Origin of the sequence: Amycolatopsis rubida (assembly GCF_900115345.1) — a bacterium.
Taxonomy (GTDB): Bacteria; Actinomycetota; Actinomycetes; order Mycobacteriales; family Pseudonocardiaceae; genus Amycolatopsis; species Amycolatopsis rubida.
Genome location: NZ_FOWC01000017.1, coordinates 26183 through 49346, shown reverse-complemented (window position 1 = coordinate 49346; position 23164 = coordinate 26183). Strand labels below are relative to the sequence as shown.

Genomic DNA, 23164 nt, shown 5'->3' with positions numbered 1-23164 from the left:
TTTATTTCTTCACTCGCGGGAACATCGCCGCGGCGGTGAAGGCCGCACTGACCCAGAACGCCGCACGCGCGTGCGCCGCATCGAGGACGACGGCCCCCGCCACCGCGGGCCCGACCACCGCGCCGAGATTGAACGCCGTGGTCGCGATCGCCCCGGCCACCCGCGGTGCGTCATTGCCGGCGGAGGTGACGATCGCAGCGATCAACGCGGACCCGGTGCCGAACGCCATCGCCCCGGTGAGCAATGCCGCTGCGATGAGCCCGGGAAGACTCTGCGCCGCGAAATACGCCGCCACCCACCCGGCGGTCAGCACTGCCGTGCCCGCTTTGAGGATCCCCGGGCCTGCCTTGCCCGCGATCGTGACGCCGGCGAACGATCCCGCTCCGAACATCGCCAGCACGACCGGAACCCATCCGGCCGGGGAGGTCATCGTGCCGAGGTAGGTGAAGGCCGCGAACGTCCCGCCGTTGACCAGAACCCCCTTGCCCACGGTGGCCGCGACGCGCGGCTGCGCGAGGACCCGCCACTCGCGATACACCGGGCTGGTGACTGGCGGGTTGTCGAACTTTGCCGGGGTCAGCGCGACGGCGGCCGCTGACGTGATCGCCGCGATAGCCCAGAACGCGGCCTGCCACCCGGCGTACTGGCCGAGGACTGTCCCGGCCGGAACGCCGACGACGCACGCGAGCGTGACACCGGACAACAGCACGGAAGTCGCCCGCCCGACTGCGTCCGCCGGGACGAATGCGGGCAGCGACGCGAGCGCTATCGCGAGAAACCCAGCGTTGGCGAACGCCGCGAGGGCCCGGGTGGCGAGCAGGACCGGGAAACCGGTGGTGAGGGCGCCGATGACGTGTACTGCGGAGAAGAGGCCCAGGAAGGCGAGGAGTGCCTGCTTGCGCGGCAATTTGCTGCCGAGCATCGCGAGAACTGGTGCGCCTACGACCATTCCGGCCGCGAAGAGCGACGTGAGCAGCCCGGCGGTGCCGAGGGAGACGCCGGTGCCCGCGGCGATCTGGGGAAGGAGTCCGGAGAGGACGAACTCGGACGTGCCTTGGGCGAAGACTGCGCCGGCTAGGAGGAAAATGAGGGGAGGCAAGAGGAATCGACTCCGAATAGCTGTCGGCGCCGGAGACGCCGGAGGACTGAGGACGGTTCGCGTGCGGAGTGGGGCGCCTCGGGCTCGGGCGCGGCAGCCCGCGGGTTGGCCGGGGTGCCTGGCCGCAGTTGCGCTGGGCGGAGCTTTGCTGCGGCCTGGCGGCTGCGAGCAGGCTTCGTCCGAATACTGCGGTGCTGAGCAGGCTTTGCCCGCAGCGCCGAGCACGCTTGGTGAGCGGTGCTGCGGTGTTGAGCGGGCTTGCCAGTGAGGGCCCCGGTGCTGAGCACGCTTGGCGAGCGGTGCGACGGCACCAAGCATGCTTTGCCGGTGGCTCTGCTGTGCCCAGGCTTCGCCGGAGCGCGTTCGAACGGCAAGCTTTGCCCGTGGCGTCAGACTTCACCACGACGTGGCCACCGTGCGCAGGCTTGGCGCTGGTTGGCTGGCCTTGCCGCCGACGCGATCGCTCGCGCACGGCGGGCCGATTGGCTGCGCCTGGCTGTCGTGAGTGTTGATGCCGGTTCTAACCGGCATCAACACTCACGAGCGCCTGCTGAGGGCACAGCTCACCTGCACGGTGTCTGTGGTGAAGCTTTCGCCGGTCAGCCCAGCCCGGGTGAACCCGGCACCCGTCACTCCGCCGCCCAGCTTGCGGCTGGGCGGCTACCGTCTGCTGGCCTCCGGCGACGTCATGGCCTGGACCTTACCTTGCCGTGCGCAAAGAGTCGCGTGTGTTCTGCTGTTTCTTCCGTACGGAGCGAAAACCCGGTCCGGTCGTAGGGCGTGCGTCGCGGGGATGTGGCCGCCGTGGATCGTCGGAGCTTGCGTTCGGTGCGTGGCAGTTCGTCTTGGCGGATCCGGCGCGGGGCGGATGACGAGTGCCGATCCGGGCGGTGCGGAGCCGGTTGGTTCAGCTGAGTCCGGCGTGGGCGGCGATGTCGTCGGCGAAGGACGTGACCCTGGTGTACATCCCGGGTTTGCCGGGCTTCCCGCATCCGTCGCCGTAGGAGACGATGCCGACCACCGTGTCGCCGACTACCAGCGGGCCTCCCGAATCTCCTTTGCAGGCGTCGATACCGCCGTTCGGGTAACCGGCGCACAGCATGCTTGTCGCGGAGTACTCCGGGTATGCGGTGTGGCAGGTGGAGTCGTCGGCTAACGGGACGATGGCTTGGCGCAGGTAGTCCGACCGGTCGCCGCCGTTGGCGAGCCGGCCCCAGCCCAGGACGGTGGCGGTGGTTCCGGCGGGGTAGCGGTTCGGATCGCGGGCCAGGCCGGCGGGACGGTAGGGGAGCGAGCCGCGAACGGTCAGGACGGCGACGTCCGAACCTTGTTGCGGCGTGCGGAAATCCGGGTGTTGCCAGGCGGCGGACACGGCGCGGACGACGCCGTCCTGGCTGCGTTTGTCTTCCCGTCCGGCCACGACGCTGAGTTCGCCGACCGGGACGGTGGCGGCGCAGTGCGCGGCGGTCGCGACCGCGGTGCGGCTGACGATGACGCCGCCGCAGAACTGGGTTCCGTGACTGTCCACTAAGTACACAGCGTACGGATGTTGCGCCAGGGAAGCTTTTTCTCCGCCGATGACGGCCGGAGCGGCCCCGGCGGCGGAGGTGCTCAGGCTGATGACGGACAGGACGACGGCGACGATGAATGCGAATCGGCGTGGCATGGCGGACCCCCTCGGCTGCGGCAGCGCACGAAGACCACTTTAACCGGCGGTTGGGGGGAAATCCGTCGCTGAACCGGGTGGAAACCGGGGGAGCCCGGGTCCGGACTCCCCCCCCCGGCGACCTAGGGACGACTGCTGAAACACGGCTTGGGCAAAGGGATCGCGGGCAGAGTGCTGGAAGAAGGCTTGCGGTGAAGAAGAGCTGAAGGGGAGGCCGAATGACGGGGCCGGAGCGAAGAACGGCTCAGGAAGCGGAACTCGGAGACGCGGCTCGCGGGAAGCAGTGGTGAGGAAGCAGGCAGGGAGAGAGGGATTCTCGGAGTGAAACCTGGCGTCGGCGAGGAACAGCCCAGGAGCGGAGTGCTCGAACGGCGGCCTGAGGGAAGTCCTGGCCGGAGCCACCGGTGCGGAGCTGGCCGCATGCGCTGCGCCGGGGACCCGGCCAGGTTCAGCGGGAGCGGGCGGGCGCAGCAGGCCGCCGATGCGGAGTCAGCCTGAACCTGCACAGGGACGCGCTTCAGCGGACCGGATGCGCGAATGGGTCCGATCAGTGTGGAGGCAGTCCAGGGTTCTGGCAACCCGCGATCAGGTTGGCACACCGGATGCGCGAATGGGTCCGATCAGTGTGGAGGCAGTCCAGGGTTCTGGCAACCCGCGATCAGGTTGGCACACCGGATGCGCGAATGGGTCCGATCGGTGTGGAGGCAGTCCAGGGTTCTGGCAACCCGCGATCAGGTTGGCACACCGGATGCGCGAATGGGTCCGATCGGTGTGGAGGCAGTCCAGGGTTCTGGCAACCCGCGATCAGGTTGGCACACCGGATGCGCGAATGGGTCCGATCGGTGTGGAGGCAGTCCAGGGTTCTGGCAACCCGCGATCAGGTTGGCACACCGGATGCGCGAATAGGCCCGATCGGTGTGGAGGCAGTCCAGGGTTCTGGCAACCCGCGATCAGGTTGGCACACCGGATGCGCGAATAGGCCCGATCGGTGCGGAGCCAGTTCACGGTTCTGGCAACCCGCGATCAGGTTGGCACACCGGATGCGCGAATGGGCCCGATCGGTGCGGAGCCAGTTCACGGTCCCGGCAACCCGCGATCAGGTTGGCACACCGGATGCGCGAATAGGCCCGATCGGTGCGGAGCCAGTTCACGGTTCTGGCAACCCGCGATCAGGTTGGCACACCGGATGCGCGAATGGGCCCCATCGGTGCGGAGCCAGTTCACGGTCCCGGCAACCCGCGATCAGGTTGGCACACCGGATGCGCGAATAGGCCCGATCGGTGCGGAGCCAGTTCACGGTTCTGGCAACCCGCGATCAGGTTGGCACACCGGATGCGCGAATGGGCCCCATCGGTGCCGAGCCAGTCCACGGCCCCGGCAACCCGCGATCAACTCGGCACAACGGACGCACGAACGGGAGCCACCGGTGCGGAGTCAGCCCCAGACTCCGCACCGGCACCCCCAAGAACTCAGCAGAGCGGTGCCACCGGCCCGTTCGAGCCGGTCTTCACGTACGTGTCCGAGATGTAGTGGCCGGATCCGATGCGGTCCCAGATCTTGCTCGTCCCGAACTTCCCGGTCACCGAGTCCCCGTTGACGTAGCATTCGATGTTCACCTTGGCGTAGTTCGCCGCCAGGCCCTTCACCGGCGAGGACGTGTGCGCGCCCGACCGGACGTTCACCGGGTCGCCTGCCGTTTGCACCAGGCCGGTCGCTGCGGCGGAGCCTGTCCACAGGTAGGTGACCTTCACGTTTCCGTTGTCGCCGAGGCCGACGCCTGAGCTGAAGGTGCCGTCGGCCAGGTCGATGCCCGCGGGGTTGCCCACCTTGTACCCGAGGTCGTCGCGGCCGCCGTTGTAGCCGTTGTGGTAGGCGGCGTAGGCCTCGGGCTGGCCCTGCGGCAGGTCTTTGTATTCCGCGCGCACCGAGGACGGGTTCCAGTAGTCGTCCTTGGTGTTCCACGGGCCGACGTCCCAGACCGGCGCGTATTCGCAGCGGCTGTTGTCCGTCTTGCAGACGCGCACGGTGTAGTTGCCGGTTCCCTTCGGTGACAGGGCTTTCCCGGACGGCAGCGCGACGAAGTGGTCGTTGCTCGCGATGACGTGGCCGTTCGCGGTGGTGTGGCCGGTGAGGCCTTCGCGGGTGGCGTAGATGGTGTAGGTCAGCGGGGTGGCCGCGGCGATGGCGTTCGCCTGCGGGGACAGCGAGCCGGTCAGTTCGACGTCGCGCACGGTGGGGCGGGCGGCGGTGGTGCTGGACAGCGTGATCCTGGTCTGCACGACGCTCACCGCACGCGGGAGCGCGGTGCCGGCAGGGGTCCATTCGGTCCAGTCGCCGGCGCCGGAGCGGCCGCGGACGTCGACGTCGACCGAGGTGCCTTGCGGGGCGTCGGCGGAGATCTCGGCGGCTACCCGGTTCACCGGCGCGGGCAGGCGCCGTTCGGCGGAGAGCAGGTAGCCCTCGCTGCCGGCGGCCCGGTCGGCGGGTCTCCACGCGGCGTCCCGCAGCGTGAGCGTGCCGCTGGTCGCGGCGACATTGACGTCGTCGCTGTCCACGGAGGACAGATCGGCTCGCCAGGCGCCCGCGGTCTCGGCGGCGCTCACGGGCGTCGCGACTGCGGTGACCGCCCCCGCGGCGAGCAGTGCGGCGACTGTGCGCCGGACCGTCACATTCCCGACCACGACGGATCTCCCTTCACTCGTCCGAATCGAACTGCCGGGAGTGTGGGAGGGATCCGTACACGATCCATACAACGATCTCGCCCGGCCGTGTACTGGAGGCGGGAGATTGACAGCGGTGAGTCGCAGATATAGCTTTGCTAACAAAGTTAATTTGAAAGAAAAGGAAGTGCGGGGATGACCATCCTGGTGACGGGGGCGCGCGGGAATGTCGGGAGCGAGGTCGTCCGGGTGCTCCGCGAGGGCGGGCACGAGGTGCGCGGGTCGGCGCGGGACGCGGCCGCGCTGGATCTGCCGGACGCGGTGTCGTTGGATCTCACCGCGGAGGGCGGGTCCGAGGACGCGCTGCGCGGCGTGGACGCGATCTTCCAGTATCCGACGCGGCCGAACGGTGCGGCGGATTTCCTTGCGGCGGCGCGAAAAGCCGGAGTGTCCTACGTTGTGCTGCTGTCGTCACCGGATGTCTGGGAGGGGGCGGCGGACAACCCGATCCGGCGAGGGCATCTGCCCGCGGAGGCGGCGGTGGCGGAGTCCGGATTGCCGTTCACAGTGCTGTATCCGGGCTGGCTGATGGGCAACACCCGGCGCGACTGGGGTGCGGCGATCCGGGCCGGGGGACCGGTGCGGCTCCTCTCCCCGGAGTCGCAGTTCACGCCGACGGCCGAGGCGGATGTGGCCGCAGTGGCCGCGAAACTGCTCACGGAGCGTAGCTATCCGGGGAGGATGCTCGCGGTGACTGGGCCGGAGTCGATGACGCAGCGTGCGATAGTGGAGACCCTGGCGGAGGAATTGGGCCGCTCGATCGAAGTGGTCACCGAAACGCGGAGTGAGGTGCTGGCGCGGCGTCCGGAGTGGATGCCCGCGGCGGTCCTGGAGCACCTGATGGACGTGGAGGAGGCAGCGGTGGGCCGCCTCGCGCCGGTGAACAACACGGTGGAACGGTTCGCGGGACGCGCGACGTCGTTCCGCGAGTGGGCGCGGGCGCACAAGGACGACTTCGCCCCGCGCCGGTAAGTCCAATGTGGACAGAGGCTACGCGGGCTGCCAGGAAACGCAGGCGGGTCGCGTCTGGGTTTCGCACAGTTCCCGCACCGCGAGCAGCACTTCCTCGGCGGAAACCTCGCTCCCGGAGGGCTGCGGGAAGTGCGCGCCCTGGAGGCTGAAGTAGTCGACCGTCTCGTCGCCCGTGTCGTTCGCGGGCAGGAAAATCTCGCCGTTTTCGTGCCACGCCAGGCTTCCTCGCGCACCGCGCAAACCGGCGACCAGGTACGGTGTCCGCGGCTTCCGGCCCGCGTACAGCCACCAGACGACTCCGGCGCCCGGAGCGGGCGGTTCGGCGGAGCGCAGGGCGGAGAGCACGTCGTCGACAGTCGCCTCGGTGACGTCGTACCCGGTCCGGCGACGGGCGTCTTCGATGCTCGCCATGGTGCGCTCCGCTCGTGAAGTGTCCTGATGTTACTCGGTGCCGATCGGCGAGCGACTTGTGGAATGGCTGGCGCGCAGCCGGGCCGCGCGCAGCGTCAGATAGCGCTGCTCGGCGGTGTTTCCGGTGCGGGCGGCGGCTGCGGTGTAGTGGCGGATGGCTTCCGCGCGATCGCCGGCCAGCTCCAGCAGGTGCGCGCGGGCGGCGGCGAGACGGTGGTGGCCGGGGAGCCGGTCGTCGAGCCCGGCGAGCATCGTCAGCCCGGCGTCCGGCCCGTGCACCATCGCAGTCGCGATCGCGCGGTTGAGCGTGACGACCGGGTTACCGGTCAGGGCGTCTAGCCGCGTGTACAACGTGAGCACGCGCGGCCAATCGGTGTCTTCCGCCCGCAAGGCGATGTCGTGCGTCGCCGCGATCGCGGCCTGCAAGCGGTACTCGCCGACGCCTTCGCGGGCCAGGGCGGCGGTGATCAGCGCGACGCCTTCCCGGATCAGCGAACGGTCCCATCGCGCCCGGTCCTGATCGGCGAGCGGGACGAGGTCGCCGTCCGGTCCGGTGCGGGCCGGACGGCGGGCGTCGGTGAGCAGCATCAGCGCGAGCAATCCGGCCGCTTCGCCGTCGTCCGGGAGCGCGGCGTGCACCAGCCGTGCCAGCCGGATCGCCTCCGCGGACAGTTCGGTCCGGTGCAGGCGGCGGCCGCCGCTGCTGGTGTAGCCCTCGTTGAACACGAGGTACAGCACGTGCAGCACGGACCGCAGTCGCGCCTGCCGCTCGTGCGCGGCGGGCATCCGGAACGGCAGGCCGGACTTCGTGATTTTCGCTTTCGCCCGGCTGATCCGTTGCGCCATCGTGGTTTCCGGCACGAGGAACGCGCTGGCGATCTCCGCGGTGGTCAGGCCGCCGACCGCTCGCAACGTCAGCGCGATCGCCGACGCCGGCGTCAGCGACGGGTGCGCGCACAGGAACAACAGCGTCAGCGTGTCGTCCCGATCCGGCACCTCGGCGCCCGGCGGCTCGGCGGCGACGGTGTCCTCGCGCCGCCGCCGGGCCTGGTCGCTGCGGAAGCTGTCGATCATCCGGCGGCCGGCAGTCTGCAACAGCCAGCCGCGCGGATTCTCCGGGATGCCTTCGGCAGGCCAGTGCTGCACCGCGGCGAGGAGGGCTTCCTGCGTCGCGTCCTCGGCCGCGCCGAAATCGCCCGACCGGCGCACGAGGACGGCGAGGACCTGGGGCGCGAGCGTGCGCACCAGGTCCTCGACCTCGGCCATCACACCTCCGGCGCGCTCATCACCTGGCGCACCTCGATCGGCACCCGCAGGGGCGCGCCCTGGGGACCCGGTGCGGCCGAGACCCGGGTCGCGATCTCCAGCGCCCGCGCCTCCGATTCGACGTCCACCACCCGGTATCCGGCGAGCAGTTCCTTGCCCTCCGGAAACGGCCCGTCGGTGACGACCGCGCCGCCCTTGCCGTCCGCGACCACCGTCTTCGCCGCCTCCGGCCCGGCCAGCCCCTCCGCCTCGACGAGTTCCCCGGCTTCGGTCAGTTCGGCGTTGAGCACGTGCTGGAACTGGATGTGCGCGCGAATGTCCTCCGGAGCCCACTCGGGCAACGGCACGTCGCAGTCCTCGCCCTGGGCGTAGGTCTGCAGCAGCATGTACTTCGGCATGGCGTTTCCTCCAGTGTCCGGCTCGCCGCTTCCGGGCGGGCTCACCAAGGGAACGGAACCCGCGCGCCGTCCTCGACACGCGTCGCGGACATCGTGCCGGGGAAATCCGCCGAGCGCGGGCGGAACGGGTGGCGTGGGTCTCAGTGCCCGGGACGGCCGAACGGCCTAGCAGGTAGGTTGCGGGAAGCAACTCACCTGGAGGGATCCGTGAGCACGACGACCTTCGCCGCGGTGTCGGCGGTCAAGCAGCGTTCGGACACCGAGTTCAGCGTCGACCTCAGCCCGGCGTGGACCATCGGCGGCCGCCCGAACGGCGGATACCTGCTGGCCGCCGTCGCCCGCGCGGCGACCGTCGTTTCCGGGCATCCGGACGTGCTGGCCGCCAGCGCGCACTACCTGCGCTCGCCCGAACCCGGACCGGCGGAGATCGAGGTCGAGGTGCTGCGCACCGGCCGGACCGCGACCCAGCTGCGCGGACGGCTGCTCAAGGACGGCGTGCCGCAGGTCGAGGCTCTGCTGACGCTGGGCGTCCTCGGCGCGGCCGAACCGTTCTGGCAGGACGGCGTGCCGCGGCCGGAGTTCGGCGCCTTTGCGGACGAGCCGTGGGGCGATGCCGAGCTGACGCCCGGCATCGCGATCCGCGACGAGATCGACGTGCGCTTCGACCGCCCGATCGCCGACGGGCCCAGCGGCCGCGGCGAACTGCGCGCTCTGCTGGCGCTGCCCGGCGACGAGCCGTTCGACCCGGTCAGCCTGCTGTTCGCGGTCGATGCCCTGCCGCCGGCGACCTTCGACATCGCGCCGTCGGGCTGGGTGCCGACGCTGGAACTGACCGCCTACGTGCGGGCGCGTCCGGCTCCCGGTCCGGTGCGTGTGCTGCACCGCGCCCACCTGATCGGCGACGGGCGGGTCGACGAGTCCTGCCACGTGTGGGACAGCGCCGGGACCCTGGTCGCGCAAGGCACTCAGCTGGCCGGGATCCGGATCGGCTGACTTGCTGCCCCGGGGACGGCTGCTGCTGCGGGTAGCCGGGGTACGGACCGGGCGCGGACGGCAGCGAACTCGGGAACGCCGGCGCGGGCGAGTTCATCGGCATCAGCAGGTTTTCGACGGTCCTGCGGCGCGCGCCGGCGATCACCGCGAACCGGTGGTAGCTCGTGAAGGACTCTAGGCCGGTCGAGCGGCACGACGTGTAGTTCGTTGCGTGACACCTCGCACGTCCAATACGGCCTGGCGATCAGCACCGTGATCAGCCCGGCGCCGATGCTGGCCCGGCGATCATGAAGAAGACCCGCGGAATCCGCGCGAAGATCGACCTGCGCGGAGCGTGGCGGCCCGGTGCCCGCCGGGTCAGCGGGTTCCGGCCAGTGCCCCCGTCGTGACCAGCCGGTATCCGGTGCGCCCGGAGAACTCCGCGGTCAGCGCGAACCGGTCGCCGCGCACCAGCGTGTGCCGCCATTCGATCCGTTTGCCCGCGCTGGTGCCGAGGCGGCCGATGGAGAACGCGCCGACCGTTTCGCCGCAGCCCAGCAGGGTGCGTTCGGCCCGGGTCGGCACGACGGCGCGGATCTGCTCCTCGCCGTGGTCGAGCCGGACCCCGGTGCGGCGGTGGAGCTCGCCGTACAGGCTGGTGTGCTGGAAATCCGCGTCCAGCAGCGGCCGGGCCAGGTCGGCGGGCAGCCACACCCGGTCGACGGCCAGCGGGTCGTTTCCGGCCAGCCGCACGCGTTCCAGGTACAGCAGGGGGGTCGAGCCCTCCAGCGACAGGCGTTCGGCGACCACCGCGTCCGCGCGGATGTCGAGCCGGCGCACGACGCTGTGCTGGTCGAGCCCGGCCTCCTCGACCGCGGCGAAGAGGCTGTAGAGCGCGCCGAGCGGCTGCTGGATCTCCGCGGCCGCGGCGACGCGGGGCTGGCGTCCGCGTTCGGCGATGAGCGTGCCGTCCGCGCGCAGTTCCCGCAGCGCCTGCCGGACGGTCTGCCTGCTGACGCTGTATTCGTCGGCGAGCGCGAGCTCCCCGGGGAACGCGCTGTCGAATTCCCCGGCGCGGATGCGCACCAGCAGCCGCTGCTGCAACTGCCGCCACAGGGGCTGTCCGCCGGTGCGGACCAGCTCTGCCTCGCCCATGCCGGGAACAGTACCGCTTGCCAAATGTACGGACAGCTCTTAGATTAAATGTACGTACATTATCGAGGAGGCCTGAAGTGCGCACAGGAGTGAACCGGTGACCGGCGCGGCGCTGGGAGCGACGCGCGCGACGGTGCAGTGGCGGGCCAAGCTCGCCCGCCCGGTGCCGGGGCTCGCGGTCGCGCTGCTGGTCGCGGCGGTGGCGACGGCGGGCGGCAAGCTCGTTCCGGTGGTCGGCGGGCCGGTGCTCGCGATCCTGCTCGGCGCGGTCGCCGGCGCGGTCGTGCCGGGGCTGCGCGGCTGGCGGTTCAGCCCGGGCTACGCGATCGCGTCGCGGCCGGTGCTCCAGCTGTCGATCGTCGTGCTGGGCACCGGGCTGTCGATCCAGCAGGTCGTGCACGTCGGCGGGCAGTCGCTGCCGGTGATGCTCGGCACGCTCGCGATCGCGCTCGGCGGCGCGTGGGTGCTCGGCAGGCTGCTCGGCGTCCGGGGGGACACCCAGACGCTGATCGGCGTCGGCACCGGCATCTGCGGTGCGTCCGCGATCGCGGCGACCAGCGCGGTGCTGAAGCCGAAGGAAGCCAATATCGCTTACGCGCTCGGCACGATCTTCACCTTCAACGTCGCCGCGGTCCTGCTGTTCCCGCCGCTCGGGCACGCGCTCGGGATGTCGCCGCACGCGTTCGGCCTGTGGGCCGGAACCGCGGTGAACGACACGTCTTCCGTCGTCGCGGCTTCCTACGCCTATGGCGGCGACGCCGGCTCGTACGGCCTCGTCGTGAAGCTCACCCGGACGCTCACGCTGATCCCGATCGTGCTGTTCCTCGCCGTGCTCGTCGCGCGCAAGCAGTCCGGCGGCCGGGTATCCTTGCGTGCCATGCCTTGGCACCGCCTGGTTCCGCCGTTCCTGATCGGCTTCCTGGCCGCCGCGGCGGTGGAAAGCGCGGGCTGGATCCCGGAATCGTGGCACGCGCCGCTGTCGACGCTCGGCACCTTCCTGATCACCATGGCGCTCGCCGGGATCGGCCTGGCGCTCAAACCGTCCGACCTGCGGAAGGCGGGACACAAGCCGCTGCTGATGGGGGCCATCCTGTGGGTCGCGGTCGCCGCGTCGAGCCTCGGGCTGCAGGCCCTGACCGGCGGGATGTGACGCGCTAGCGCACGCGCGGATTCCGCTTCCGCCGCCTGCGTTCGGACAGAGCCGCCAGGAGCCGGGGCACGCCTCGGCTCCGGCGCACGAACACCAGGGGTTCGCCGGGCGGGGCCGGTTCGGTCCCCTCGGCGATTTCGTGGTGCGGGCCGGGCCGGAACTCGCGGAGCCCGGCGGCGAACTCGTCCGGGTCGCCGCCGACGTCCGGGTGGTGGGTGCGCACGAACCGGCGGTAGGCCGCCTTGTCGGCCTCGGACCATTCCGTCCGCTCGTCCACCGTCGTCCTTCCCCGGTTGAGGGTTTCGCTTGAGGTTCCTGCTGGAAGTCACGGTGAACTGCCAACCGGCGGTTCAACGATACAGTTCAAGCACATGATCGAGAAGATCGAACTGGACCTGGCCGAGCTTCGCGCCGTCACGGCCTACGCGGTGGCTTGTGCGGAGCCCGCGCTGCCGATCTTCGAACAAGCCCGTCCGGATGACCGCCGTCCGCACGAGGCGATCGAGGCGGCGCGGGCGTTTGCTCAGGGAGCCAAGCGCGGCAAGGCGATTCGCGACGGCGCGTGGGCGGCGCAGCGGGCGTATCAGGACACCCGTGACGCCGGTCAGGCCGCAGCGAGCGAGGCGGCGCGGGCCGCTGTAGCCGCTGCGGGCGCGGCGTTCCTGCATCCGCTCGCGAAGGCGACGCAGGTGTGGCACATCCTCGGCCCGGCCGGGCATGCGGCGTACGCGTTCGAACTGGCCGGGCTGAAGGCTCAGGCCCCGGCGGCTGATCCGGTGGTGGTCGAGGTGCTGTCGCGGTATCCGGCGGCTCCGGGCGGCCGGGGCCGGGCGGGGGAGGTGGTGCGCGAACTGGATGCGTTGCTGCGCAAGGGTTAGCGAACCCGTTCCACCCGCCGCTCGTCCCAGACCGGTTCCGGGGTTTCGCGGACCACGCCGTCCGAGCCGAAGACCAGGTAGCGGTCGAAGGAGCGCGCGAACCAGCGGTCGTGCGTGACCGCGAGCACCGTGCCCTCGTAGGACTCCAGTCCGTCCTGCAGCGCCTCGGCCGATTCCAGGTCGAGGTTGTCGGTCGGCTCGTCCAGCAGCAGCGCGGTGGTTCCGGCCAGTTCCAGCAACAGGATCTGGAACCGTGCCTGCTGTCCGCCGGACAACCGGTCGAACGCCTGCTCTCCCTGGCGGTGCAGTTCGTACCGGCGCAGCGCGGCCATCGCCGCCCCGCGGTCGGCCGCGTGTTCGGTCCACAGCACGTCGACCAGCGTGCGGCCGGTGAGTTCCGGGCGGGCGTGGGTTTGCGCGAAATGGCCGGGCACGACGCGGGCGCCGGTCTTCCATTCGCCAGTGTGCGCGACGTCGCCGCCCGCGAGCAGCCGCAGGAAATGCGACTTCCCGGAGCCGTTCGAACCGAGCACCGCGACGCGCTCGCCGAAGAAGATCTCCAGCGAGAACGGCTTCATCAGCCCGGTGAGTTCGAGGTTCTCGCAGGTCACCGCGCGCACGCCGGTGCGGCCGCCGCGCAGCCGCATCCTGATGTCCTGCGGCCGCGGCGGTTCCGGCGGGGGACCGGCCTCCTCGAACTTCCGCAGCCGGGTCTGCGCCGCCTTGTACCGCGACGCCATCTCGTCGCTGCGCGCCGCGTACTGCTGCATGTCCCGGACCAGCCGTTTGAGCTGGGCGTGCTTCTCGTCCCAGCGGCGGCGCAGTTCGTCGTAGCGGGCGAACCGAACCTGGCGCGCCTCGTGATACGTGCTGAACCCGCCGCCGTGCACCCAGGCGTCCGCGCCGTCGCCGCCCGGCTCGACGCTCACGATCTTGTCCGCCGCTCGCGCGAGCAGTTCGCGGTCGTGCGACACGAACAGGACCGTTTTGCGGGTTTCCTTCAGCCGGGCTTCGAGCCAGCGTTTGCCGGGGACGTCGAGGTAGTTGTCCGGCTCGTCCAGCAGCAGCACCTCGTCCGGCCCGCGCAGCAACGCTTCCAGCACGAGCCGTTTCTGCTCGCCGCCGCTGAGCGTGCGCACGAGCCGCCAGCGCGCGCGGTCGAACGGCATGCCGAGCGCCTCCGTCGTGCACATGTCCCAGGTCGTCTCGAACTCGTATCCGCGGGCTTCGGCCCAGTCGCTCAGCGCCTGCGCATACTGCATTTGCGCGGCCTCGTCGTCGACCTCCAGCAGCCGCTCCCCGGCCGCGTCGGCCGCCAGCGCGGCGTCGCGAACCCGTTTCGGGGCAACGGAAACCAGCAGATCGCGTACCGTGCGTTCGTCGCGCACCGATCCGACGAACTGCGCCATCACGCCCAGCCCGCCGGAGACCGTGACCGAGCCCTCGTCCGGCTTCAGCTCTCCCGACAGCATCCGCAGCAGCGTGGTCTTGCCCGCGCCGTTAGGGCCGGCCAGCGCGACGACCGCGCCCTCGCCGACCCGGAACGAGACGTCGCCGAGCAGCGGACGTCCGTCGGGCAGTACGTAGCGCAGATGCGCGGCCTCCACATGCCCCATGGGCGCGCACTTTACCGAGGGCGGGGCGAAAAGCCGCATGGTTTTGTACTCGTGAGTGGCAATCCCGGTGCGAACCGGGATTGCCACTCACGAGCGCTCAGGCCTTGCGCTGCATGCTCTCCCGTGCCGGGTTCGCCTGCTCGCCCGCCTTCGGGTCCTTCTCGTCCTGCTTCGCGCGCACGCCGGATTCGACGCGGTCGCCGAGGTCCTTGTCCACGTTGTGCCAGTACTCGAACGCCCGCTTCAGCACCGGTTCGGACACCCCGTTCAGCAGGTGCCCGACGATGTTGTCCACCAGCCGTTCGCGCGCGGCGTCGTCGAGAACCTCGCGCACCATGGTGCCCGCCTGGCCCCAGTCGTCGTCCTCGGCGTGGTCGACGTAGGCCGAGCGGACCATCTCGCCGTCGGCGTGCCAGCCCGCGGGCGTGCCGTAGCGTTCGGTGTCCGCGCGCGGGCCGCCCTTGGAGTTCGGCGCGTACACCGGGTCGGAGACCTTGGCGTAGCGCATCGCGCCGTCCTTGCTGTAGCTGTGCACCGGCGAGGCCGGGGCGTTCACCGGCAGCTGCTTGTAGTTCGCGCCGATCCGGTACCGGTGTGCGTCGGCGTAGGCGAACAGCCTGCCCAGCAGCATCCGGTCCGGGCTCGGGCCGATGCCGGGCACGATGTTGTTCGGTTCGAACGCGGCCTGCTCGATCTCGGTGTGGTGGTCGGTCGGGTTGCGGTCGAGCGTCATCTTCCCGACCTCGATCAGCGGGTAGTCCCCGTGCGGCCACACCTTCGTCAGGTCGAACGGGTTGAACCGGTAGTTCTTCGCGTCGTCGAACGGCATGACCTGGACGTGCAGGGTCCAGCTCGGGTAGTCGCCGCGCTCGATGGCCTCGAACAGGTCGCGGGTGTGGTAGTCGGTGTCCGCGGACGCCATCTGGTCGGCCTCGTGCTGGGTGAAGAACTCGATGCCCTGGTCGGTCTTGAAGTGGTACTTGACCCAGAACTTCTCGCCCGCGGCGTTGACCCACAGGTAGGTGTGCGAGCTGTAGCCGTTCATGTGCCGCCACGTGCGCGGGATCCCGCGGTCGCCCATCAGCCAGGTGACCTGGTGCGCCGATTCGGGGGACAGCGTCCAGAAGTCCCACTGCATGTCGTGGTCGCGCAGGTTGTTGTCCGCGCGGCGTTTCTGCGACCGGATGAAGTGCTGGAACTTCAGCGGGTCCTTGATGAAGAACACCGGGGTGTTGTTGCCGACGAGGTCGTAGTTCCCCTCGGACGTGTAGAACTTCAGCGCGAACCCGCGCGGGTCGCGCCAGGTGTCCGGGCTGCCGCGTTCGCCTGCCACCGTCGAGAACCGGGCGGCCATCTCGGTTTTCGCGCCCGGCTGGAACACCGCCGCCTTGGTGAAGCGGCTGACGTCGTTCGTCACCTCGAAGTGCCCGAACGCGCCGCTGCCCTTGGCGTGCGGCTGGCGCTCCGGCACCCGTTCCCGGTTGAACTGCGCCATCTGCTCGATCAGGTAATGGTCCTGCAGCAGGATCGGGCCGCCCGGGCCCACGGTGAGCGAATGCTCGTCGCTTTCCGCCGGGATCCCGGCGTCCGTGGTGGTGGCCGGGGGTTTTTCGTCGGTCATCTCGTGAGCTCCTCGTGGTGGTCGGAAACGCCGGAGCAGCCGGGGCACAGACCCCAGAAGACGATCTCGGCCTCGTCGACGGCGTACCCGTGCCGGTCGTGCGGCGTGAGGCAGGGGGCCTCGCCGCGGACGCAGTCGACGTCCTCGGCCCGCCCGCAGCGGCGGCACACCACGTGGTGGTGGTTGTCGCCGGTCCGCCGTTCGAACCGCGCCGGATGCCCGGACAGCTCGATCCGGCGGACGAGACCCGCGTCGCCGCACGCGGCGAGCACGTCGTAGACCGCCTGGATCGACACGGCGCCCAGGCTCTCGCGCACGCCTGCCGCGATCGCCTCGACCGTCGCGTGCGGATGCCCGCCGAGCCAGCCGAGCACGGCTTGCCGCGGCTTGGTGACCCGCAGGCCGGCTGCCCGCAACGTCGCCGCCGAGTCCGGCATCGGAGTCCTCCCTGGGATCTGGAACCGCTCCAGTTCCGCCGGTTACCCGGTCTCCGCCGCGCTCACACCTGAGTGTCACCCGCTGGCCGGACGAACTCGGCGAGATGCGCGCGAAGGACCGCGACGCATTCCTCCGGCGAGGTGAGTTCCGGCTGCAGCACGGCCCGGAACGCGAGCCCGTCGAGGAGCGCCGCCAGCCGGGGCGCTTCGACCTCGGGGTCCTTCGGCTCGAACCGGCCGCTGCGGGCCTGGGCGTCGAGGATGCGGCGGGCCAGCGTCACGGTGCCCTGGACCGCTTCCCGGGCCAGGTCGTCCAGGCCCGGATCGGCGCGCGCGGCCAGCAGGAATTCGACCAGCACGGTCACCTCCGTGCGTCGCCGCTCGTCCAGCGGCAGCAGCTCCGACAGGAAATCGGTGAGCTGGCCGACAACCTCTCCCGGCGGCAGTTCCGACAGCGGACCCGTCTGTTCGCGGCGTTCGACGAGCCGCGCGGTCGTCCGGTCGATGGTGGTGCGCATGGCGAACCGCATCAGCTCGTGCTGGCTGTCGAAGTAATGCCGCACCGAGCCGATGTTCAGGCCCGATTCCGCGGCCACCGCGCGCAGCGAGACCGCGTGCAGCCCGCCCTTCGCGGCCAGCCGCAGCACCGCGTCGGCGATGTGCGCGCGCCGCTCTTCCCCGTCCACCACTCTAGGCACTGGACTTTTATATCACAGGCGTGATAGAAACGGTTTGTATCACAGGTGTGACAGAAAGGGGTGCGCTGTGGAGACGGTGCTGAACATCCTGCTGATCCGGTTCGGCATCATCGCCGGGATCGTCGTGGTCGTCGGGCTGGGCGCGTTCGCGCTGATCGTTTCGCTGCGGCGGCGCGGCAAGGGGGAGCGCGTGCGGGAAGGCGCGGCGGTGCTGGCGAAATCCGCGGCGAGGGCGATGGACCGGCGCGGGGCGCGGGGCGTGCGCGGGCGGGTCGGCGGCGAGGTCGTGCGCCAGGCCGCGCGGTGGCTGGACGAGGATCCGGGACGGAAGAGGCCCGGCCGGTGAACGCGGTGCTGCTCGCCGACGGGGACGAGATGCTGCGGCACCTCGCGCACGATCTGTTCGTGAAGGGGCTGATCGTGCTGGGGGCGGTGGTGGCGGCGGTCGTCGGGATCGTGGTGATCTGGAAGAGAGCGGGCCGCTGAGGCTGGGGGCCCGGGAGGCAGTGTCGGGTGCGTTTCCGGGCACTGGTGCGGGTGTGCCGCGCCAGCCGGCGGGAGGAATGCGCGCGGTACGCGACGCGTGGCGGTGCCTGCCGGGGCGGGGATTTCGGCACGATGGAGTCTTCCCCTGGAACACGGAGGCCGTCGATGAGTTACCCGTTCGATCCTGAAATCGCCGCCGCGGTCCCGATGCTGCCCGAGGTCGACCTCGCCGACGTCGCGGCCGCGCGGGCAGGCATGGCCGAACTGATCGCCTCGATGCAAGGCGAGTTCGACGAAACCGGCGTGCGCACGCGCGAGGACTCCGTGCCCGGTCCCGAAGGCGCGCCGGACGTCCCGGTTCGCGTTTACACCCCTGATCGCGTCGCGACGAATGCCTTGGTGTTCGACATCCACGGGGGCGGTTTCGCGCTGGGCGACCTGGAGGTCGACCACGCGGCCAATGTCGGACTGGCCCGCGATCTCGGCGTCGTGATCGTGTCGGTCGAGTACCGGCTCGCACCGGAGAATCCGTACCCGGCCGGGCTGGAGGACTGCTACGCGGCGCTCGAATGGTCGGTCAAGCACGCGAACGAATTGGGCATCGACCCGGAAAAGACAGTGCTCTACGGCGTGAGCGCGGGCGGCGGACTGGCCGCGGCGCTGGCTCTGCTGGCCCGCGACCGGGGCGGCCCGGCGATCGCGTTCCAGTTCCTCGCCGTGCCCGAACTGGACGACCGCCTCGAGACCGGCAGCATGCGCCGGTTCGCGGACACGCCGATCTGGCACCGGGGGGCGGCCGAGGCGAGCTGGGACTACTACCTCGGCGGGCCGGGCAAGCGCGGCGGTTCGGACGTCCCGGTTTACGCGGCGCCGGCCAGGGCGGCGGATCTTTCGGGATTGCCGCCCGCGTACGTGTCGGTGATGGAATTCGATCCGCTGCGCGACGAGGGAATCGCTTACGCGCAAAGCCTTTTGGCGGCGGGGGTGCCTACGGAACTGCATTTGTTCCCCGGCACTTTCCACGGTTCCGGGGTGCTCCAGCACACGACGGTGAGCCGCCGGGAAGCCGCGGAGCGACGGGCGGTGCTGGCCAGGGTGCTCGGGGTCGAGGGCAGCTGAGGCCGGAGTGCTCGTGAGGCCCAGCCGCGCCGCCACCGAACTGAGGTGCCGGTGCAGCGCGATCGCCGCCTGGCGGAGGGAACCCGTGCGGCTGAAGGCTTCCAGCGTTTCCAGGTCGCCGCTCTTGGCGAACGCGTTCAACGCCAGCACGTCCGGCGGCGCGCGCAGCTGCCCGACCGGGATCTCCGCCAGCAGCGTCACCGCGCCGAGGTCCTCGTGCACGATCGACGGCCGCGCCGTCGCCGCGGATCGTTGGGCCAGGCGGGCTTGCGGCTACGAGCGCCGGGCTTCGAGGTCGTCGACCGCGTCGCCGACTCCTACCCGGACGGAGTCCGGAAGCGTGCCGTCCTTGGCCCGCAACGCCAACGTCTCATTCAGCGTCGGGCAACCGAATCGGGGCCCTCTCGCGGCTGCAGCAGCGTCGCGGCGACTCCGCCGACCACGGTCACCCGCGCGCCGAGCGGTTTGCCGCGCCCGCGCAGGCATCGCGACCGGTGCCCGAAGCGACCGCCACCACCCGCAGTGGAGGCGCGGTGTCCAGGCCGAGCAGGGTCAGCGCCCGGTCCGCGGCCTGCTCGCCCAGCACCAGTTCGACCAGCGCCGGGTCGGCGAGATGCGGTGCGGCGGGCGGCGGTTCGACCGGGTCGAGCACCAGGTCGTCGAGCGGGCCCGGCTCGCCCGCGCGTTCCAGCCAGACCCGCCCGGTACCGGGCGGCGCCACCGGGTTCGCCGGACGGCCGGTACCGGAGCAGGGTGCCGTCGGTACAGCGAACCCGGCGACGGATTCCGCGAGAAAAGCCGTGGCGCGCAGCAACTCCGGCAGCGTCGCCCGGCGGGCGATCAGCTCGTCGAAATACGCGATGACGCGCACCGCTGTTTCCGCGCCGGAATCGACCGCGGACAGCCGCAGCAGCAAGCCCTTCACCGGTTCCTGCCTACCGCGAGTCTCAAGTGGACAGTCCGGCCAGCGGATGCAGTTCCTCCCACCGCGGGACGCGCGGCGGGAAGCGCAGCGTCAGCCCGGCTTCCGCGGGCGTGCGATCGGCCTTGCGCGCGTTGCAGCTGCGCGCCGACCCGCCGCAGGCCGCGACGGTGTTGAGCCAGCTCGTGCGCGCGCCGCCGCGCGAGACCGGCGTGATGTGGTCGACCGTGGTGGCCTGGCGCCCGCAATAGGCGCACGTGTGCCGGTCACGCCGCAGCACGCCGGAACGGGACCAGCGCGGCGGCCCGGAATAACGCCACTTCATCACGACGTAGCGCAGCAGCCGCACCACCTTCGGCCGCGGGAAGACGCCGAGGTCCGGCCCGTGGCTTTCGTGGACGACCGCGACCTGGCGGACCAGCATCCGGATGGCATGGGGGAGCGAGACGGTGTGCAGGGGCTCGTAGCCGGCGTTGAGAACCAGGACTCCCATGGCGACGGGCACCTCCTTTCCGGGGCTGAACGGGCCGCGAACGCAAAAGCCGCCCGGCCGGCGTTCCGGCGGGCGGCTCCTCGCTCACGGCGTGGCAGGCCACGTCATGGCGCGGAGCCGGGAATGCCCGACAGGTGCATGCGTTCGTTGCGACGCGGCATTCCGTGGATCCTTTCGTGGCTGGACGACTTCATCATTGCCGCCCCGCGCCGCCGCGTCAACGGAAATGATCGCCCCGGGTTCAAGATCCACAGTGGACTATCGCGGGCGCGCGGAAGCGGTTTCCCGTTTCGGCGGCGTGCGGTAAAGCTCGCCGAGCAAGGCCACCGCGGCGTGCGTGGCCGGATGTGGATCGTGGGCGCGCCAAGCGAGGCGGACCGGCACCGGCGGGGCGTCGCGGACCCGGCGGTAAACAATGCCGTCGCGGCGATACTGCGTCACCGTGGAATGCGGGGTGACGCCGACGCAGCGGCCGGTGGCGATGGCGGCGAGCCAGTCGTCGACGTCGTGGGTGTACTCGATCCGCGGGCGCGCCTCCGGCGGCCACAACTCGGCTGAAGTGGTGCCAGTGCGCGGATCGATCACCAGCAACCGGGACGCGAGATCGGCGAGCGTGACGGTGCGGCGTCCGGCGAGCGGGTCGTCGACGGCCATGGCGCAGTAGCGGTCCTCGCGGCCGACCGTCGCGTGCGCGTACTTGGCCGACTGCACCTGGTGGCGCACCACGGCGAGATCGACGAGCCCTTCCGCCAGCCCGGCGGTCGCGGTGTTGGCGCGCACGAGCAGCAGTTCGACGTCCGGGTACCGGGCGGCCCAGCGACGCTGGAACTCCGCGGTGTGCCTGCCCATCGCCGACCACGCGTGGCCCATGCGCAGCCGCGTGTGCCCGGTGGTCGCTTCGCGGACCAGATCGTCGGCCTCGGCGAGCAGATGCCGGGCGCGGGCGAGCACCTGGACGCCCGCGGTCGTCGGCGCGAGGCTCCGGCTGGTGCGATGCAGCAGCTGCACGCCGAGAACCCGTTCCAGCGACGCCAGATTCCGGGATACGGCCGCCTGCGAGACGCCGAGTTCGAGCGCGGCGTCGGTGAACGTGCCCGCGTCCACGATCGTCACGAGGCAGCGCAGCTGCCGCAGCTCCAGATCCATGCGTCCAGCGTATCGCTGATGCGGTCAATGCATTTTGCGCATGGATTGGCCGGTCGCATGCTCGACCGCATGGCGACCACGGAACTGGCTCCGCGAACGCGCGGCGACGCCCGGGCGGCCGGTGCGGCGATGCTGCTCGGAAGCGCGCTGTCGAACCAGGTCGGCGCGGCGACCGCGGCGCTCGCGTTCCCGGTGCTCGGCCCGCCGGGAGTGGTGGCGCTCCGCCAGTGGGTGGCGGCGGTGGTGCTGCTGGCGGTCGGACGGCCGCGGCTGCGGACCTTCACCGCGCGGCAGTGGTGGCCGGTGCTCGCTTTGGCCGCTGTGTTCGCGACGATGAACCTGTCGCTCTACACCGCGGTCGACCGGATCGGCCTCGGACTGGCCGTGACGCTGGAATTCCTCGGCCCGCTGGCGATCGCGCTGGCCGGCTCCCGGCGCCGCACGGACCTGGCGTGCGCGGTGGCCGCCGCGGTCGCGGTCGGCGCGCTGCTGCGGCCGCAGCCCAGCACCGACTACCTCGGGATCGGGCTCGCACTGGTCGCCGCGTCGTGCTGGGCCTGCTACATCCTGCTGAACCGGACCGTGGGCCGTCGCCTGCCCGGGGCCGCGGGTTCGGCTGCCGCGGCCGGGGTGTCCGGTCTGCTGTACGTGCCGATCGGGGTGTTCGCGATGCTGCACCACCCGCCGACGCCCGGGGCGCTCGCGGCGGCGCTCACCGCCGGGCTGCTGTCGTCGGCGCTGCCGTTTCTCGTCGATCTGGTGGCGTTGCGCCGGGTGCCGACCCAGTTCTTCGGGGCGTTCATGAGCGTCAACCCGGTGATGGCCGCGCTCGTCGGGCTGGTGCTGCTGGACCAGCGGCTCGACGCTGTCGCGTGGGCGGCGGCCGGGGTGATCGTGGCGGCGAACACGGTGGCGGTGCTGCGGCGGGCAGCGTAATTGTCGGTGCGGCGGGATAACGTAGGCGTCCGTAGGCAAGGGAGGTGTGGCATGGTGCGGATCGCGGATCAGGAGTGGCCGTCGACGGTCGTGCCCGCCGACGCGCGCGAACGCGCCCAGTCGACGGGCGTGCTGGTCCGCCGCATGGGCTGGGTGTCCGAGCGGCTGACCCGGGAGGAACGCGACGACGTCGAGCGGCAGCTGGAGTTCTGGTACTCCAACGGATACTGCCCGGACGCGCTGCTGATCGCGATGAGCGCGCTGCCGGACGGGACGCGCCAGCGGCCGCGCCGCGCCGGCGAAAAGCCGGGGGACTTCCTGCGCTCGCGGATGAAGGCCTGGTTCGCTGACGAGCCGGCCGCCGGCCTGACCGAAGTGCGCGAGCCGCCGCGGCGCGGGCAGACCTTCGAGGCTTGGCTCGCGAACCGGCGCAAGCAGGCTGCCGACGAGGGCACGTATCAACGGCGCTCGCGCCTGACCGAGACGGGGGAGCGGGCCCGGGCGGACGCTCGTTCCGTCGCGGCGTCCCGGCGCAAGGATCCGCTCGCGCGCGTGCGGATGAGCGAACGTCGGCGTGCGGCGGCGCTGGAGAGCCTGCGCGTGGTCGGCGAGGCGGTCGAGGTGCCCCCGCCGCCTGCCGAGACGCGGGCGACGCCGCGGATGGTCGCGTCGTTCGCCGGACGGCAGTCGTTGGCCGCGCATTCGCCGCAGGTGCTTCGGATTGTCGAGCGGTTGCGGGCGGAGAAGCGGGGGCCGTCGGCGGCGGAATTGGCGGTCCTGCGGAACGCGGTCCGGGACGCGCACCACAATGCCGGGCTGGGGACCTTGGAAGCGGCGAGTGCTGAGGTCAACGACGTGGATTCGCTGACGCCGGACGGGCAGCGGATCAAGGATTTCCTCGCGCGCGCGGCGGACGATCGGCTGCCGCTTGACGCGACTGTGCGGTTGCTTCACTCGATGCGGTGAGCTGTGCGTGTCGGGTCACCCGCGGCGGGGAGGGTGC

The 23164-nt window shown here is 71.0% G+C and carries 24 protein-coding genes; 9 read left to right on the top strand and 15 right to left on the bottom strand.

The genetic code is table 11. From position 1 onward, the window contains the following. Position 1 precedes the first annotated feature (1 nt). The 3 genes from BM362_RS39335 to BM362_RS39325 all read right to left on the bottom strand — a co-directional run bounded on the left by BM362_RS39335 (position 2) and on the right by BM362_RS39325 (position 5446). Entirely contained in the window at positions 2-1099 is a 1098-nt protein-coding gene (locus BM362_RS39335) for an MFS transporter (RefSeq protein WP_093576596.1), read from the bottom strand. Positions 1100-2006: 907 nt separating this feature from the next. Beyond that, complete coding sequence (locus BM362_RS39330) at positions 2007-2765, bottom strand: S1 family peptidase (protein WP_093576595.1); 759 nt, start codon at positions 2763-2765, stop codon at positions 2007-2009. Between the two features lie 1469 nt (positions 2766-4234). Beyond that, the gene (locus tag BM362_RS39325; protein ID WP_167545604.1) at positions 4235-5446 is read right to left on the bottom strand and encodes a hypothetical protein; all 1212 of its coding nucleotides are present in this window, start codon (positions 5444-5446) and stop codon (positions 4235-4237) included. Positions 5447-5620: 174 nt separating this feature from the next. Here BM362_RS39325 and BM362_RS39320 point away from each other — a divergent pair, with 174 nt between their 5' ends. Then, entirely contained in the window at positions 5621-6457 is an 837-nt protein-coding gene (locus BM362_RS39320; RefSeq protein WP_093576594.1) for an SDR family oxidoreductase, read from the top strand. Between the two features lie 18 nt (positions 6458-6475). On the opposite strand, the gene BM362_RS39315 is transcribed toward BM362_RS39320, so the two are convergent. The 3 genes from BM362_RS39315 to BM362_RS39305 are packed head-to-tail and all read right to left on the bottom strand — an operon-like array spanning position 6476 to position 8532. Beyond that, positions 6476-6868, bottom strand: coding sequence for an Imm1 family immunity protein (locus tag BM362_RS39315; protein WP_067586894.1), 393 nt, complete (start codon positions 6866-6868; stop codon positions 6476-6478). Positions 6869-6898: 30 nt separating this feature from the next. Further along, entirely contained in the window at positions 6899-8134 is a 1236-nt protein-coding gene (locus BM362_RS39310) for an RNA polymerase sigma factor (protein ID WP_093576593.1), read from the bottom strand. After that, positions 8134-8532 (bottom strand): YciI family protein, encoded by a 399-nt coding sequence (locus BM362_RS39305; RefSeq protein ID WP_093576592.1) that lies wholly within the window; start codon positions 8530-8532, stop codon positions 8134-8136. Before BM362_RS39305 ends, BM362_RS39310 begins: the two co-directional genes overlap by 1 nt. A gap of 207 nt (positions 8533-8739) precedes the next feature. On the opposite strand from BM362_RS39305, the gene BM362_RS39300 reads away from it, so the two are divergent. Further along, positions 8740-9525, top strand: a complete 786-nt coding sequence (locus BM362_RS39300) for a thioesterase family protein (protein WP_067586905.1) — start codon at positions 8740-8742, stop codon at positions 9523-9525. Positions 9526-9882: 357 nt separating this feature from the next. Here the strand turns inward: BM362_RS39300 and BM362_RS39295 are convergent, their stop codons facing one another. Continuing rightward, on the bottom strand, positions 9883-10659 hold the full coding sequence (locus BM362_RS39295) for a GntR family transcriptional regulator (protein WP_009076626.1): 777 nt from the start codon (positions 10657-10659) through the stop codon (positions 9883-9885). A 97-nt stretch (positions 10660-10756) separates the two neighbouring features. Between BM362_RS39295 and BM362_RS39290 the strand changes: the two genes are divergently transcribed. Continuing rightward, positions 10757-11809: a YeiH family protein gene (locus tag BM362_RS39290; RefSeq protein ID WP_093576591.1), complete on the top strand. Its 1053-nt coding sequence runs from the start codon at positions 10757-10759 to the stop codon at positions 11807-11809. A 4-nt stretch (positions 11810-11813) separates the two neighbouring features. On the opposite strand, the gene BM362_RS39285 is transcribed toward BM362_RS39290, so the two are convergent. Beyond that, positions 11814-12086, bottom strand: coding sequence for a hypothetical protein (locus BM362_RS39285; RefSeq protein WP_067586908.1), 273 nt, complete (start codon positions 12084-12086; stop codon positions 11814-11816). Between the two features lie 94 nt (positions 12087-12180). On the opposite strand from BM362_RS39285, the gene BM362_RS39280 reads away from it, so the two are divergent. After that, positions 12181-12687 carry a putative immunity protein gene (locus BM362_RS39280; RefSeq protein WP_093576590.1) on the top strand — a complete coding sequence of 169 codons (507 nt, stop codon included), beginning with the start codon at positions 12181-12183 and terminating at the stop codon, positions 12685-12687. On the opposite strand, the gene BM362_RS39275 is transcribed toward BM362_RS39280, so the two are convergent. The 4 genes from BM362_RS39275 to BM362_RS39260 form a co-directional block, all read right to left on the bottom strand. Continuing rightward, entirely contained in the window at positions 12684-14303 is a 1620-nt protein-coding gene (locus tag BM362_RS39275; protein WP_093576589.1) for an ABC-F family ATP-binding cassette domain-containing protein, read from the bottom strand. The genes BM362_RS39280 and BM362_RS39275 overlap by 4 nt on opposite strands. 97 nt (positions 14304-14400) lie before the next feature. Next, positions 14401-15924: a catalase gene (locus BM362_RS39270; protein WP_067586918.1), complete on the bottom strand. Its 1524-nt coding sequence runs from the start codon at positions 15922-15924 to the stop codon at positions 14401-14403. Next, positions 15921-16361, bottom strand: a complete 441-nt coding sequence (locus BM362_RS39265; protein WP_067586921.1) for a Fur family transcriptional regulator — start codon at positions 16359-16361, stop codon at positions 15921-15923. The genes BM362_RS39270 and BM362_RS39265 overlap by 4 nt, the downstream gene beginning before the upstream one ends. A 62-nt stretch (positions 16362-16423) precedes the next feature. After that, positions 16424-17059 carry a TetR/AcrR family transcriptional regulator gene (locus tag BM362_RS39260; RefSeq protein ID WP_093576588.1) on the bottom strand — a complete coding sequence of 212 codons (636 nt, stop codon included), beginning with the start codon at positions 17057-17059 and terminating at the stop codon, positions 16424-16426. A 67-nt stretch (positions 17060-17126) separates the two neighbouring features. Between BM362_RS39260 and BM362_RS39255 the strand changes: the two genes are divergently transcribed. From BM362_RS39255 to BM362_RS39245, 3 genes are all read left to right on the top strand, one after another. After that, positions 17127-17405 carry a hypothetical protein gene (locus tag BM362_RS39255; protein WP_167545603.1) on the top strand — a complete coding sequence of 93 codons (279 nt, stop codon included), beginning with the start codon at positions 17127-17129 and terminating at the stop codon, positions 17403-17405. Further along, positions 17402-17545 carry a hypothetical protein gene (locus tag BM362_RS39250; protein WP_198545460.1) on the top strand — a complete coding sequence of 48 codons (144 nt, stop codon included), beginning with the start codon at positions 17402-17404 and terminating at the stop codon, positions 17543-17545. The genes BM362_RS39255 and BM362_RS39250 overlap by 4 nt, the downstream gene beginning before the upstream one ends. A gap of 165 nt (positions 17546-17710) precedes the next feature. Further along, positions 17711-18664, top strand: coding sequence for an alpha/beta hydrolase (locus BM362_RS39245; protein WP_167545602.1), 954 nt, complete (start codon positions 17711-17713; stop codon positions 18662-18664). Positions 18665-19109: 445 nt separating this feature from the next. Here the strand turns inward: BM362_RS39245 and BM362_RS39240 are convergent, their stop codons facing one another. From BM362_RS39240 to BM362_RS39230, 3 genes are all read right to left on the bottom strand, one after another. After that, positions 19110-19589: a hypothetical protein gene (locus BM362_RS39240; RefSeq protein WP_093576584.1), complete on the bottom strand. Its 480-nt coding sequence runs from the start codon at positions 19587-19589 to the stop codon at positions 19110-19112. A gap of 22 nt (positions 19590-19611) precedes the next feature. Further along, entirely contained in the window at positions 19612-20079 is a 468-nt protein-coding gene (locus BM362_RS39235; RefSeq protein ID WP_093576583.1) for an HNH endonuclease, read from the bottom strand. A 258-nt stretch (positions 20080-20337) separates the two neighbouring features. Beyond that, entirely contained in the window at positions 20338-21225 is an 888-nt protein-coding gene (locus tag BM362_RS39230; RefSeq protein WP_093576582.1) for a LysR family transcriptional regulator, read from the bottom strand. 69 nt (positions 21226-21294) lie between these two features. On the opposite strand from BM362_RS39230, the gene BM362_RS39225 reads away from it, so the two are divergent. Together BM362_RS39225 and BM362_RS39220 are read left to right on the top strand one after the other, a co-directional pair. Next, positions 21295-22161 (top strand): EamA family transporter, encoded by an 867-nt coding sequence (locus BM362_RS39225; protein WP_167545601.1) that lies wholly within the window; start codon positions 21295-21297, stop codon positions 22159-22161. A gap of 51 nt (positions 22162-22212) precedes the next feature. Then, entirely contained in the window at positions 22213-23127 is a 915-nt protein-coding gene (locus tag BM362_RS39220) for a hypothetical protein (RefSeq protein WP_067586956.1), read from the top strand. Positions 23128-23164: the final 37 nt, after the last annotated feature.